Raw genomic sequence first — 14,315 nt, forward strand, 5'->3', positions numbered from 1 at the left:
ATTTCGCTTTGTATAAAAATACTGCAGGTTCAGCTTTAGCTTTTTACCGTAATTCTGGTTGAGGTTAAAGCCCCCGAAGTGATTTTTTCGATCCCTCCCCAGCTGCGCCCAAAGTTTTGACGACCGTTAAACAAGGTATTTCCTCCGCTGCGGTCAAAACCTCCTTCCGAGTAAATTTCCTGGTTCGAAAAACCGGTATGGTTTAAATTATTGCTGAGGCCTATTAAACTCAGTTGCAAGGTATCCCTGAACATGTTAAAAAGCCCGCCGGTTTCATACCTGTTACGCGAGCCGGCACCGGCAAACACTTTACCAAAAATGCTGCGTTTAATGGCTTTTTTTAGTTTGATGTTGATAATTTTAGGCACTTTGGTTTCGCTGATCAGGTGGTCCGGGTCGTTCTCCCTGTCGTCATAAACCTGTATCTGGGCTACAATTTCGGCATCGAGGTTTTTGGTTGCTATTTTAGGGTCGTTGCCAAAAAACTGCTTACCGTCTATAAGCAGCTTGCTTACATCTTTACCGTTAACGGTTATCGTTCCGTCGCCGTCTATTTGTACACCGGGGAGCTTTTTAAGTAGCTCCTCCAGTGCGGCATTGGGGCGGGTTTTAAACGCGGCCGCGTCAAATTCGATGGTGTCTTTTTTTATTTTAACGGGTGTCCGTTCTGCCCGTACAACAACCTCGTTCAGCATTTTACTGTTTAGCGAAATCTCGCCTATATCAACTACTTCGGCCATTTTAAAATTGAACCTTCGGATATAACTTTTATACCCGGCGAAGGAAATCACCAGTTTAACCGGCTTTTCGGCCGGGAGGCGCAGCAATTCAAAGGTTCCGTTTTTTTTGCTTAACGTATAGGCAATAAGCGACGAATCTGCCACATCAACCATAGCCACTGTACTTAATTCAAGCGGTTGTTTGCTCACAGAATCAATTACCTTGCCTTTAATAATGGCGCGGTTTTGAGCGTAAGCGGAAGAAAACAGGCAAATAAGTATCAGTGAGATAAAGGAGGTCTTCATTCAGCGGTTTAGGTGCAGATTGGTAAGGGTAAAAAATGTATTGAGGTAAAGATGTAGGGCCGGTGTAAGTTTGGATACTTATATCATAGGGTTTGGTAGGGTTTAGTTTGTTAAATTTTATTTATTAATGATGATCTGTTGCTTTGATCAAAATCAGCAGCAAAGGTTTAAACCATCAGTAACATTTTTCCCTGATCAACCAATGCTGTATTATCTCCGTACAATAAGATATATGCAATAGCTCTTAAAATGGGAAAATGCGGACAATTTCGCTAATCTCTCTTAAAACAAAAATGAAGTAAAATGCTGGTATATTAGTATTTGTAACATTTGTTTTACCAAGCAGCAAGTGCAAGCTGTGTTCGTGTATTTCGGTAATTTGTAACAATTCGTATGAAAATTTATATTGAATAAGCGTGTTGTATTTTAAGGATAAAGCTTACCAACCAAATATTCTGTTAAAAAATCAATTAAAAACGCTGTTTGTCATAATAAAATTTCGCAGATTGCGTTTTTAAACTAATATTGTGTACGCAATAGTATGCCAAACCGAATTAATTACCTAAAACCATAACATTATGAAAGCAGCAGTAATCTACAAATCCATTTACGTAACGTTTTACAGGTGGAATGTTAAAAACTTTGGTCATGGCGGTTTGCCTAAAGCTAACGCACTTTTTGGCGCCAGCTTTTTAATGATCATTTTGCTGGCTATTTTAACAACCGTAGCGCAGTTGTTTTTAAATACAGGCTGGTTCCGGGTAAGCCCTGTATCGGGCTTAATGATTTTGCTGGGGGCTACAGGAGCTTTGTTGCTTAACTATTTTGTATTGCTGAACAGCCGCTTTTTTAAAAAAATAAACCTTGCTTTTGAGCGGATCAGCAAGCATAACCCCAATACCTGGAGCGTAATGCTCATGATTTGTGTGATTGTTTCCTGCAGTTTCATACTGGTGGTTTGCGAGGCCGGCGCTTTGTTGCGATAAGGATCAATAAACTTTATAATTTTGAAAGCCGCTTATATAAGCGGTTTTTTTGTTTCAAACGTATTTCCACTTCATCAAAAATCAATATCTTTCGGCTTATTTAAACTTTTATCGCAGTGTTGGTTAAAACATTTGGAAGCGCAGTTTATGGTATACAGGCCATCACCATAACCGTTGAAGTGAATATCGCATCGGGCACAAAATATTTTATAGTCGGTTTACCTGATGTTGCTGTAAAAGAAAGCTATTTCAGGATCGAATCGGCGCTGAAAAACTGCGGTTTCCGGATGCCGCGGCAGCAGGTGGTGGTAAATATGGCCCCTGCCGATATCAAAAAAGAAGGTTCATCGTACGATTTGACCATAGCCACAGGAGTACTTGCCGCATCCAGCCAGATAGAATCTGATACGCTTGATCAATATATCATTATGGGCGAACTTTCGCTCGATGGCAGTTTACAGCCCATAAAAGGCGCTTTGCCCATCGCTATTCAGGCGCGCAAGGATGGCTTTAAAGGGTTCATCCTTCCCAAACAAAACGCCCGTGAGGCTGCAATAGTGAACGACCTTGAAGTTTACGGCGTGGAAAGCATTACCGAGGTGGTGGGCTTTTTTAACGGTACCACCACACTCAAGCCCGAAATTGTAAATACCCGCGAAGAATTTTACGATAGCCTGTGTAATTACGATAGCGACTTTAGCGAAGTAAAAGGGCAGGAAAATATTAAGCGGGCGCTGGAGATTGCGGCGGCGGGCGGCCACAACGTGATCCTGATCGGCCCGCCGGGGGCAGGTAAAACTATGCTGGCCCGCAGGTTGCCATCAATATTGCCGCCCTTAAGTTTATACGAGGCCCTGGAAACCACCAAAATCCACTCGGTGGCGGGCAAGCTTTCGGCGGCGGACGCGTTGGTAACCGTCAGGCCATTCAGAAGCCCGCACCATACCATAAGCGATGTGGCGCTGGTAGGCGGCGGCAGCAATCCCGCCCCCGGCGAAATTTCGCTGGCGCATAACGGCGTGTTGTTTCTGGATGAACTGCCGGAGTTTAAACGCAGCGCCCTTGAGGTAATGCGCCAGCCGCTGGAAGAGCGCAGGGTAACTATATCGAGAGCCAAGTTTACCGTTGACTATCCGAGCAGTTTTATGCTGGTGGCCAGTATGAACCCATGCCCCTGCGGCTATTACAACCATCCCGAAAAGGAATGCATCTGTCCGCCTGGAATGGTGCAAAAATACCTGAGTAAAATTTCCGGTCCGCTGTTGGATAGGATCGACCTTCATGTAGAGGTAACACCGGTTAATTTCAGCGAACTATCGTCAGATCGTGCCGCCGAAAAAAGCGAACTGATCCGCGAGCGGGTAATTAAAGCCCGCGAGGTGCAGGTAAAGCGCTTCGGCAACCGTGCTGATCTGCATGCCAACGCCCAGATGAACTCGCAAATGGTGCGCGAGCAATGTAAAATTGATGTAGCCGGCCAGGCCCTGCTTAAACGGGCGATGGAAAAACTGGGCCTTTCGGCAAGAGCTTATGACAGGATCTTAAAAGTATCGCGAACCATTGCCGATTTGGCCGGGAGCGAAGAAATTAAGCTTGAACATTTGGCCGAAGCGATCCATTTCAGAAGTTTGGATAGAGAGGGCTGGGCGGGGTAGGGATGCTTGAGAAACAGTCTCAAGGCATATCAGTTCGAAGTCATAGACTTCGAACGGCGGAGTTTTTATTATAAAAACGCACCGATTTCGATATTTTATTTTGAATATTAAAATTTTTTAAAATAAAATTCTGTTTTGTTTTGATTTGTTTATATCTTTGATGGTGTGAACCTATCTGGAATAAATCAATGAAAACCTTAAACAAATTATTTACCTCGGCGGTGTTATTATCCGCCCCTTTAATCCTCCACGCCCAAACCAACACAGCTGAACAAATAAAGCAGGTAGAAAACAATCTTTTTGGTCGTGTACAAATTGCAGGTGAAAAACCATGGAACCTCGCCGATAGGATGGCTTATTATAAAATACCGGGAGTAAGCATCGCGGTTATTCAAAACCATAAAATTATATGGGCTAAAGGATATGGCTTCGCTAATGATAGTGCAAAAACTCCGGTAACCGCGCAAACACTATTCCAGGCCGGCTCTATCAGTAAATCGCTAAACGCTGTTGGTGTGATGAGGCTTGTGCAGCAAAAAAAGCTTAACCTTGATGCCGATATCAATAATTACTTAACCAGCTGGAAATTTCCTTACGATAGCATTTCGAAAGGAAAAAAGATCACCATGGCCAATTTATTAAGCCATAGCGCGGGTATCAACGTGCATGGTTTCGGCGGTTATGAGCCGGGTACACCTCTGCCAACTATTGTACAGGTACTTAACGGCGAAAAACCGGCCAATACGCCGCGTATACATTCTGTAACAGCCCCCGGATCAGGATATCAATATTCGGGCGGCGGAATAACTGTTGCGCAATTGATGGTAATGGATGTTACCCATCAGCCTTATGCCGATTATATGAAGAAAGAGGTGCTCAAACCCTTAGGCATGAACGGCAGCACCTTCGCCCAGCCTGCTACTGATGTTGATCAAAAGCTTTTGGCCATAGCTTATAATGAAGACGAGAAACCAATAAGGGGAAACTACCATATCTACCCCGAGCAGGCCGCGGCCGGTTTATGGACAAACCCTACCGATCTGGCAAAGTACATCATCTGGATGCAGCTTGCTTACGAAGGTAAATCGGCTAAGGTGCTCAATACGGCGAGCGTAAAGCAAATGTTTACCGTACATGCAGGTAGTGATGCTGGCCTCGGTGTATTTATCAGCAAACCGGATAGTGTTTTCTATTTCAGCCATGACGGGGCCGATGCCGGTTTCCGCGCCCGTTATGTTGGCAGTTTTGAGGGCGGCAATGGTGTGGTGGTAATGGTGAACAGCAATAATGATGGCGTTATTAATGAGTTGATTAACAGCGTAGCTAAAGTTTACGGATTTAAAGGCTTGTATCATCCCAACATCAAAACACTGGTTCCGGTATCTGCTGAATTATTAAAAACTTATACCGGTAAATTTTTGATTGGACCGCCGCGTACTTTAACCATTACTGAAATTGGCGGGCACCTGTTTGCACAGGCTATCGGCGATATTAAAAGGGAACTTTACCCGCAGTCAGTTAACCGTTTTTTTTTCCGCGATTTAAATTACGAGCTTGAGTTTAATAAAGACGCGGAAGGCAAAATGCATTTGATATTTTATGGCGATGGTGGAAAGATGGAGTTGAAAAGGGCAGATTAGATAGGTTTTTAACCGCGTTAAAAAATGTTAAATAAAGTCGGCTTCCATATCACGGAACCGGCTTTATCCGTTTGATGGTCATATATTTAATGCCATCAAACCTTGATCATGCGGTTGAAATATATTTTACTGTTGCCAATCATTTGCCTGTGTATTATTCGGGCTAAAGCGCAGAATAGAAAAACTACGTTTCGGACCGCGGATTCTTTATTCGCCATCAAAAAATATAAAAAGGCCGCCAAATTATATGTTGTTTTGCGGGTCGGAGGAATTATGGATACTTCGCACTTGTACAATGCCGCCGCCTGTTGGGCCGCGCTGGATGAACGCGACAGTGCATACTGTTACCTTGAACTGCTAAGCAAACGGGGCTTTAAAAACTACAACCGGCTTGCCGCCGATCCGCTTTTCAGAAAGTATCAACGGCAGGACCGCTGGGAGATGTTGAAAGATGCCGTGATGCATAACCGCACCAGGCTAATTGAGCCGGTAGCCATCGAGTTTTCGCAGATGTTAAAGAGTTACCAAGCAAATTATGATGAATATGTAAGGCTGTGTAATAGATACGGGCAAAACTCGGAAGTGGTAAAGAGGTTTAAGCAGTATCTGCACGAAACAGATTCGATTAACTTTATCAAAATGTCTTCTATTGTAAACACCTATGGTTGGAAGGGAAAAACAGATTTCGGTCGGGATGCGGCAGAGACCCTCATCATTGTTTTGATGCATGCGAGCATAGCCGATCAAAAAAAATACTTTTCGATAGTACGCACCGCGGCGTTTGAGGGTGCTTTACCCGCCGAAGGTTTTGCCATTATTGCCGATAACATAGCCCTGAATGAAAATAACACACAGATTTACGGTACCCACGTGCGAATTGCCGACGATGGGCAATACCAAAGCTTCGCCATAGCCGATGAGGCCAGTGTTGACGCGCGCCGGGAAGCCATCGGCCTTTGCCCGCTTGCTATGTATTTGCACATTTTTAAGCCCGATAGCAGATCGTATTTCCTGGTAAAATAGATCAATGTAGGCAATAAAAGATCTCCGGGCACGAATGCCCGATAGTTCTTACCCGTTAAAATACTTTAACTTAAAAAAAGCAGGGCCCCCTGTTGCTGCCTATCGCGAACTTATTTACCCGGCCGTGCGAGTGATCGCAGTGGCTGTGATCGCGGTACATTTTTTGGTTGCCGGGGCGGTTGTTTACGGGTGTGGCAGGGGTAGTTTCAGTCTTATCAGGCTGACTAACTATGGTAGCTGGTTTTTTCATAACGACTCCTCCTTATGTTAGATCATGTAGATAATTGGTACAATAAATTTAACTATAAGAGTATTGATTTACAAGAGCTTTCGAAGAAAAATATCCCCTGTAAAACTGGCCTGAGGAGATGTTGAAAGAAAGGGAATTTTCACACTGATTTTCACGAATTAACCCAATTACACGAATAAGGGGCCAGGCAAAAACAATTCGTGTAATTCGTAAAAATGCTATACACCCGGCAAATCATTCGTGTAGGAATAAAAAATCGAGCCGCACGCACTTACCTGATAAAATCCGTGTAATTCGTAAAAATGCTATACCCCCCGCAAATCAATTCGTGCACCAAATAAAAGGCCCGGAACAATCAAATTGTCCGGGCCCCAAATCATTCAAAAAATCATTTCCCTTTCCAAAATTGCAGGTAATGTAAATTATACCTGCCATTATCCGCCTGTACCTTTATTTTGTTGGCTCCGGCCTTCAGCACAATATTTTTTACAGCTATCACCTGCCATTTTTTTAGCCCGCCGGTATTGGGTACAGCTACTTCTTTGGCCTGGGTAGTGTTGTCAACCAGTACCGATAGTTTGGCATCATCATTAGGCGAAGCAACTTTTAAACTGATGGAATATACACCCGGAGTTTTAACAAAAACGGTGTACTGTGTCCACTCGCCGGTTTCAATGTGATCTACATAATAGCTGTTGTATTGGGTTGAATCTTTGGCGATATCCACGCCATCGTTACGGTACACATGGCCGCGGTTGCCTACGCCCGGCTTGCCCGATGTATGGTAATCGGCGGTATCGGTATCAAAATAGGCAGAGCCATTGCGGCCAAGGTCGTAATCAACAGCATTGATAATAGTGCCGTTGCCTATCTTGTTAGCCTTAAACGGTTTGGTATCTGCGGAGTGTGGCTGCCTGAAAATGGCATCGATCACATCGTGGTGAATGATGTTGCTTTCTAATTTGGCATAGGTGGCAAGCTCGAGTGTGCCGCTATATACGTTGCTTTCTTTAGGTTTATGCCTGCCGGTATTCATATAGCCGGCCACATCATCATAATTTAAGTTGGATACAATTTCAAGCGGGTTGTTATTACCCAGCTTTTTAAGCGGCCATAAGCTCCAGCCAATATTATTGCGTTCTAACAAGCCGATAGCCTCGGTTATCCAGGTGTTTGAGTTTTCGCCGGTTTCGCCAAGCCAAACCGGGATGTTGTACTGGTCGCGGGTTTTAACAATGTGCTCTATCGATTTCTGATCGTTAAAGTTCCAGTACTTGTGGAAGCTCAGCACCATGTTTTTATCCCATTGCGGCAAAATGCCGTTGTAGTTGTTGCCCCAGCCGTTGCCCTCAATAATGATGATGTGTTTTTTATCCACCTCGCGGATGGCGGCCGTAATATCAACCATCAGTTTTCTTAATGGCGCATTGGTTTTTTCCTTCAATCCGTTTTTATCATTCCGCGGATCATCAAAACCCCAGTTTGGTTCATTAATAATATCGTAAGCGCCAATGTATGGTTCGTTTTTATAGCGTTCGGCCAGTTTGCGCCACAGGGCTATGGTTTTGGCCTTGTTGGCTTCACTATCCCAAAGCGAAGGTTTGTCAGGGTCGCGGTCGGAAATGTTTAGGTCATTACCCTGCCCGCCCGGGGTGGCATGCAAATCGAGGATGAGGTACATGTGGTTGGCTTTACACCAGGCCAGCAGGTCGTCGGTCATTTTAAAACCTTTTTCTATCCAGGTATTTTTACCTGCAACGGGTTCCTTGTCAACCGGCAGGGTGTACAGGTTATAATGCATCGGCAGGCGGACGGAGTTAAAACCCCATCGTTTCATCGAGTCTACATCAATTTTGCGGGTATTGTTGGCCAGCCAGGTATCATAAAACTCTTTGGTTTCGGCCGGGCCCATCAATTCTTCCAGGCGTTCGCGAATGCGGTACTGGCGGCTATCTTTATTAATGTGCAGCATATAGCCTTCCTGCAACATCCATCCGCCTAAACCCATGCCGCGCAGCAATACGTTCTGCCCTTTTTCATCCACAATCTTTTTACCCTCGGCCTTTAAAAAGCCTGTTTGGGCGTTGCCCGTCAAGCTAAAAAATAAAGTGGGGGCGGCTGCCAGCAACACCTTAACGGCAGCGCTTAATTTGATATTTTTTCTAAATGTTGTTAACATGTTGTTTTCATTTTGAATTTAGCCTGGGGTGTTTGGTTACCAGATATAGGTAGCTACCGAACCTTTTTCTAAGGAAGCAGCCAGTAGCTTACCTTTAAATTTGATATTAAAGCTTTGAGCGCTATCACCGGCATTGGCTACAATAAGCACTTTCTTACCATCAGGCCTGATAAAGGCAACGTTTGGCAACGAATCTGAGCTGTTCGAGGCGATTCTGACAGAACCCGGACGAACGAATTTAGAGGCATGGGCCACCGAATAGTATGCCACGTTTTTCTTTACTTCATTTTTATCGATAGTAACGGCACCCTGGCACATGGGGCAGCCTCCCCTGTCGGTATAAGGTTTATATTCCGGATCGGCAGCAAGGTTCCACTCCAGCACGTTGCGGCTCCAGTTACGGGTGGCGCCAATAATTAAACTTTTAACAGGCCATACAATGTTGATGGTGTTTTGATTTTCCGGCTCAACGGTCATCTGCTCGGTAAAGTAAATGTTTTTATCGGGATGGGCATTGTGTACATCTGTTAAGGCCGAAATGTCGCCGCCATACAGGTGAAAGCCTGAGCCATCTACATATTTACGTGCTTCCGGATCATTCAGGATCGAGATCGGGTAATCGGGCCTGTCGGCGTTATGATCGTAAATAATGATTTTGGTTTTGATGCCCGCCGCTTTAAAAGCCGGACCGAGGTTGTTTTTAATAAAATCTGCCTCATCCGGTGCAGGCAACAGCAGGCTTGGGTTATTGCCGGGGTGCAATGGCTCGTTCTGAATGGTGATGGCATCGATGTTGATACCATTGGCCTTCATGGCCTGGATATACTTAACCAGGTAATTAGCATAAACAGCATAGCAATCCGGTTTGAGTCTACCGCCGCGGGTATCATTATTGGTTTTCATCCACGCGGGCGGCGACCATGGCGAGCCCATTATTTTAATAGCCGGATTAATAGCCAGAATCTGTTTCATTACCGGGATCACATCGGTTTTATCCGGACCGAGATCGAAATGTTTCAATTCAGGATCTGTTTGGCCATCGGGCATATCATCGTACGAGAACACTTTTTCATTCAGATCTGACGCGCCGATGCTCAGCCTCAGGTAGCTGATCCCGATATTTTCGGCCGTGGTTGCAAACAAATTTTTGAGTAAGGCGGCGCGGCTATCAGCACTCATCCGGATAATGTGCATGGCGCTGCCGCCGGTTAACGCGAAGCCAAACCCGTCTATCGCCTGGTACCGTGGCTTATCATCTACAGTAATAGTTGTACCGCCCTCCTTGCCCGATTTGAAGGTCAGATCAGTTTTCTGCTCTTCAAAAAGCGCCGATCTATCGGCTTTTGTAAGCCATAATGCGGCCCTGGTTGTTTGCGCGCTTACCGGTACGAGCGATGCTAAAAGCAGGCTGCCCAATAAAAGCGATTTGATTTGCATGTTCATGAATTATAATTTACAGGTGTATTGCTGGTACAAATAAGTATGATCAGGATTTTAAAAATTGGATAGGTAAAAGTATTAACGTTTTCAATAAAAAGCCGTAATTAATCGGTTACAAAAGCCGCAGCACAGCGTTGTAGTAGTTAAGAAGTGGTGTAACACCAAACATAGCTACACCTTTTACGTTAAAGAGCATGTTAAACATGTTAATTTAATTTTCAATTTAAAACATTTGTTTTTATGAAAACATGTTTATAATTTCACGTACAAGTATCGCATGAGCACTTCAACCAAAAAGATTATCATATTTGATGATGACGAAGACATCCTGTCAATTTGCAGTTATATTTTAGAAGAACAGGGATGGGAAGTGCACACTTATAACGATTGCAACAACATAGTAGAGAGAGTATCGGCTATTTTGCCGGATGTGATCATGATGGATAATTGGATCCCGGATTTGGGCGGGATTATTGCTACCCAAACCCTCAAAAAAACAGAGGCCCTGAAAGATATCCCTGTTATTTACTTTTCTGCCAACAGCGACATCCAGATCCTGGCGAGCCACGCCGGTGCCCAAACTTATTTAGCGAAACCTTTTGACCTGGATGACCTGGAAAGGGTGATTAACCGGGTTATTGCGGCGTGATTAAATAAAGCCCACGAGGATCAACTCCCGCTTTTATACCTTTTCTTTTAAAGTATTTTTCCCTGTCGGATAATAAAACAAGCCCTCTGGCTTTAACAACAGAGTTAGTTGCTGTGGGCTATTTTCTTCAGCTTCGTTAACAAACCGGCATCCCCGTATAAAAACAAAGGAGGCCCTTTGCGTATGCAAAAAGCCCCTTTGTTGGTTATATATGCTTCCGTTTAAGGCATTAATTAAAACGAACCTGGTCCGCCCGGCCCACCGGGACCGCCGGGACCGCCACCCGGTCCGCCGTCACGGTTAAACCTGCGCTGTCCCGGATCCTGCGTCGGCGCCTTGCCTGCAAATTTTTGTAAGCGCAGCGTAAAGCTCAACAGGTAGTAACGGCCTAATTTATTCACGTTTGATTGTGTGGTAATGTTACCGTTAACTATGGATGTGTAACCGGTGTTTTGGTTAAATAAATCATAAGCGGCCAAACGGATGGTTGCACGGTGATCTTTCAGAAAGCGGCGTTCAACATAAGCGTTTAAAATATTGGGGTTTTTGATATCCAGGCTGCTTGCATAGCCATAGTTTACGGTACGGGTAAAATCGTAGCTCAGTGTCCAGTCTTTCCAGAAATAATTTTTGCCTACCAAACCCAAATTCAATGTGCGGAAGTTTGAGCTGCCGTCGGTTATTTCATTGTGTACGGTATTGGTGGTTTTGTTGATGCCGTAACTGCCGTTAAGTTCGGCATCAATAACATCAACAATATTGGTCCTGAACTTTAAACCCGGGGTTAAATTGAGGTTTTTGGCAATGTTTTTAAGCGGCGCATCGTACAAGGCTACATTGTTTTCATCAATACTGTTCGAAAAACCAATGCTGTTGGTATAGCTTACCGCGCCGCTAAATTGCAGAGTGTACTTACGCTCAGCCCATGGCTTGGCATACACCACGTTGGCGCTTCCGGAGTAATAGCCATCGGCATTAAGGTAAGTGGTGAGGTTTGCGCCGCGCAGGTTTTTTAATGAAGGGTTGGCTGCTAACGCGGCCGGTGTAAAATCGCGCGGGTAAGTGATGATGTTTTGTACTATTTTATTTTGAGTGGTAGTGAAGTTTAAATTGGTAAACAGGATATTACCGGTTTGGAAGCTGAAGTTGTTGTAACGCAACGAGAAGTTATTGTTAAACTCGGGGTTGAGGTTGGGGTTACCCTGCACCGGGTAAGTAGCGTTGCTAAAATCAAGAACAGGCTGCAACTGGCTAAACGATGGCTGGTTGCTCGAACCGTTGTACAAAAAGTTTAAAGATTTACCCCTTGTAAAGTTGTAGCTGAAACGTGCCGTAGGGATTACGTTGAATGTACTTATATGCGTTGCCGAATCGTTTTTGAGGTTTAAACCATTCAATGTAGCCGGTTGCACGCCAATGCCCAGGGTAAGATTGTATTTTTTTTCAACAAAGCGGTAGTTAAGGCCTACGCGGTTGGTGGTAAAATTGTATTTATAGCGATTGCTGAACAAATCGTAGTAGTTTAAAGTGTTGGCGTTGCTCAGCGTATCGGTTTCTTTATCGCTTTGGGTTGAAGACCGGTTAAATTCATATCTTAACTCCATGTATCCCCTTTTACTTACAGGCTCCAGGTACGACAATACGGCACCTAAAGTGGTAACCCTACTATTGGTGAAAATTTGTTGATTGGCCGGAGACGAGCGTAACGAGCCCTCGTCATAATCATAAGTAGGGTTATCGTATTGCGTGTTTTTTGATGAGTTAGCGCTGATATTGATGCTCAGGTTGCGACCATGAGCATTAAAGCGGTGGTTGTATAACGCGTTGATCCCATAGTTTGGCGATGTGGCGTCGGTATGCGATTTTGATGTATAGGATTGGTATAGTACCCCTCTTTGTGTAGCTGCCAGCGATTCGTCCGCATCGGTATTGGTACTGGCATAGCTAAAGTTAGGTATTACTTTTAAGTAGTTAATGGTATCGGGCTTCCACTCAATGTTAAAGTTAAAGCGATGATTAATCGGGTTATCGGTTTGATCACTTTTCTGGTTACTGGTGCTTGGTGTTGAGGTATTATTGTTTTGGATATTTGAGCTTATAGTGCGAGTGGTATTATCAGTAAAGCTATAGCTGCCGTAAACCGAAACGGTTTTTCCCCATTGATCGCGGTAGTTAGCGCCGATATTGTGCGCGTTTGTAATACCCGTAGCATTGGTAGTAGAACCGCTTGAGCCACGCAGCGCGTTACCGCGACCACCACCGCCGCCGCCAAAGCCGCCTACACCACCGGCTGCGGGGGTACCGTAAGTGAATGTGTTTACGTTGGTATTATTGATGGTTCCTAAAACGGCTATCTGCTGGTCATTATTAAAATTGAAAAATTTCAGGTCGCCCAGGTAACGGTTCTGGTTGGATACGCCCGGAGCCTTAGGTAAAAAGTCGTTACCATCGGCGGCTGTAGCCTGCCCAAAATAGCCGTGATTCTTGTCCTTACGGATGGTGATGTTCAGGATCTTATCGGGTTCGCCGGTTTTAACGCCGGTAAGGTTGGCCTGATCGCCATAATCATCAATCACCTGTATGCTCTCCACAACATCGGCGGGTAGGTTTTTAGTAGCGGTTTTAACATCGCCGCCAAAAAAATCCTTGCCGTTAACCCTCACTTTGGTTACCGATTTTCCTTGCGCGGTAACGTTACCATCTTTATCCACATCAACACCGGGTAGTTTTTTCAATACATCCTCAACCGGAGAATTTTCACGTACCGGGTAGGCGCTTACCTTATATTCGGTGGTGTCTTCTTTTAAAATAACCGGGTTAACGCCAACAATGGTCACCTGGTTAAGCATATTGGTTTCGGCTTTCATTACAATAGCACCAAGGTCTACCGGTTGGGTACCGGCATCAAGCGAGTAATGTTTTTTAATGGACGTAAAACCAATAGATGATATGGTAAGCGTTAGTTTGGTGCCTTTTACAACCGGGAACGAAAACTTTCCGTTGGCATCAGCAATGGCTATGGTACTATCGCCCGAAGTTGAAACCAGTTTAACACTACTGCCAGGCAGCGATAGTTTGGTGGAGTCGACAATAGTTCCTTTTACTTCCCTGCCGGTTTGCGCATGAGATGCAAAAGCAATGAAAAAGGTAAAACTCAAAATAAGGAGAACGGCTTTCATAAATTTTTTTTCAGCGTACAATTTGTTGTTTTTGGTGTATTAGACGTATTACCGATGCAAATGTTCAACTTAAAATGTATTTAAAGCTTAATCAATATATGATTGTTACATTTTTGGGGCTTAAAGGCCTGCCAATCATATTATTGTTACATGTAAACGGGTAAAAGGCAGGCTAAATAATTCCGTTTTTTTACCGGACTGTAGTTTAAAATGGAATTATCAGTTTATTCCGTATGTTTTTGCGTATTAAGGCGCGATGTTTTGTGTATTTGGCCGTGCAAATACTAAG

General features: G+C 44.3%; 10 protein-coding genes. 5 read left to right on the forward strand and 5 right to left on the reverse strand.

Going from position 1 to position 14,315, the window contains the following annotated elements; all coding sequences use genetic code 11:
• Positions 1 to 35: 35 nt before the first annotated feature.
• Positions 36 to 1,025: a carboxypeptidase-like regulatory domain-containing protein gene (locus LX99_RS21405; protein WP_109609685.1), complete on the reverse strand. Its 990-nt coding sequence runs from the start codon at positions 1,023 to 1,025 to the stop codon at positions 36 to 38.
• Positions 1,026 to 1,603: 578 nt separating this feature from the next.
• Here LX99_RS21405 and LX99_RS21410 point away from each other — a divergent pair.
• From LX99_RS21410 to LX99_RS21425, 4 genes are all read left to right on the forward strand, one after another.
• A complete protein-coding gene (locus LX99_RS21410) occupies positions 1,604 to 2,011 on the forward strand; it encodes a hypothetical protein (protein WP_109609686.1) in 408 nt (135 codons plus the stop codon).
• 116 nt (positions 2,012 to 2,127) lie between these two features.
• A complete protein-coding gene (locus tag LX99_RS21415; RefSeq protein WP_109609687.1) occupies positions 2,128 to 3,666 on the forward strand; it encodes a YifB family Mg chelatase-like AAA ATPase in 1,539 nt (512 codons plus the stop codon).
• A gap of 188 nt (positions 3,667 to 3,854) precedes the next feature.
• Positions 3,855 to 5,306, forward strand: coding sequence for a serine hydrolase (locus LX99_RS21420; RefSeq protein WP_109609688.1), 1,452 nt, complete (start codon positions 3,855 to 3,857; stop codon positions 5,304 to 5,306).
• 273 nt (positions 5,307 to 5,579) lie between these two features.
• Positions 5,580 to 6,329, forward strand: coding sequence for a DUF6624 domain-containing protein (locus tag LX99_RS21425; protein ID WP_146203190.1), 750 nt, complete (start codon positions 5,580 to 5,582; stop codon positions 6,327 to 6,329).
• A 70-nt stretch (positions 6,330 to 6,399) separates the two neighbouring features.
• Here the strand turns inward: LX99_RS21425 and LX99_RS21430 are convergent, their stop codons facing one another.
• The 3 genes from LX99_RS21430 to LX99_RS21440 form a co-directional block, all read right to left on the reverse strand.
• Positions 6,400 to 6,579 carry a hypothetical protein gene (locus LX99_RS21430; RefSeq protein ID WP_022833347.1) on the reverse strand — a complete coding sequence of 60 codons (180 nt, stop codon included), beginning with the start codon at positions 6,577 to 6,579 and terminating at the stop codon, positions 6,400 to 6,402.
• Between the two features lie 388 nt (positions 6,580 to 6,967).
• Entirely contained in the window at positions 6,968 to 8,758 is a 1,791-nt protein-coding gene (locus LX99_RS21435) for a cellulase family glycosylhydrolase (RefSeq protein WP_109609690.1), read from the reverse strand.
• A gap of 36 nt (positions 8,759 to 8,794) precedes the next feature.
• Positions 8,795 to 10,201: a glycoside hydrolase family 30 protein gene (locus tag LX99_RS21440; RefSeq protein ID WP_109609691.1), complete on the reverse strand. Its 1,407-nt coding sequence runs from the start codon at positions 10,199 to 10,201 to the stop codon at positions 8,795 to 8,797.
• A gap of 274 nt (positions 10,202 to 10,475) precedes the next feature.
• Here LX99_RS21440 and LX99_RS21445 point away from each other — a divergent pair, with 274 nt between their 5' ends.
• Entirely contained in the window at positions 10,476 to 10,847 is a 372-nt protein-coding gene (locus LX99_RS21445; protein ID WP_109609692.1) for a response regulator, read from the forward strand.
• Between the two features lie 233 nt (positions 10,848 to 11,080).
• Here the strand turns inward: LX99_RS21445 and LX99_RS21450 are convergent, their stop codons facing one another.
• Positions 11,081 to 14,026 carry an outer membrane beta-barrel protein gene (locus LX99_RS21450; RefSeq protein ID WP_109609693.1) on the reverse strand — a complete coding sequence of 982 codons (2,946 nt, stop codon included), beginning with the start codon at positions 14,024 to 14,026 and terminating at the stop codon, positions 11,081 to 11,083.
• Between the last annotated feature and the right edge of the window lie 289 nt (positions 14,027 to 14,315).

This window comes from Mucilaginibacter oryzae (genome assembly GCF_003148845.1).
Classification (GTDB): Bacteria; Bacteroidota; Bacteroidia; order Sphingobacteriales; family Sphingobacteriaceae; genus Mucilaginibacter; species Mucilaginibacter oryzae.

Bases quoted from the DNA above. Each gene is read 5' to 3' on its own strand.
- LX99_RS21405 (WP_109609685.1), bottom strand. From the start codon at position 1,025: ATGAAGACCTCCTTTATCTCACTGATACTTATTTGCCTGTTTTCTTCC.
- LX99_RS21410 (WP_109609686.1), top strand. From the start codon at position 1,604: ATGAAAGCAGCAGTAATCTACAAATCCATTTACGTAACGTTTTACAGG.
- LX99_RS21420 (WP_109609688.1), top strand. From the start codon at position 3,855: ATGAAAACCTTAAACAAATTATTTACCTCGGCGGTGTTATTATCCGCC.
- LX99_RS21425 (WP_146203190.1), top strand. From the start codon at position 5,580: ATGGATACTTCGCACTTGTACAATGCCGCCGCCTGTTGGGCCGCGCTG.
- LX99_RS21430 (WP_022833347.1), bottom strand. From the start codon at position 6,579: ATGAAAAAACCAGCTACCATAGTTAGTCAGCCTGATAAGACTGAAACT.
- LX99_RS21435 (WP_109609690.1), bottom strand. From the start codon at position 8,758: ATGTTAACAACATTTAGAAAAAATATCAAATTAAGCGCTGCCGTTAAG.
- LX99_RS21440 (WP_109609691.1), bottom strand. From the start codon at position 10,201: ATGAACATGCAAATCAAATCGCTTTTATTGGGCAGCCTGCTTTTAGCA.
- LX99_RS21445 (WP_109609692.1), top strand. From the start codon at position 10,476: ATGAGCACTTCAACCAAAAAGATTATCATATTTGATGATGACGAAGAC.
- LX99_RS21450 (WP_109609693.1), bottom strand. From the start codon at position 14,026: ATGAAAGCCGTTCTCCTTATTTTGAGTTTTACCTTTTTCATTGCTTTT.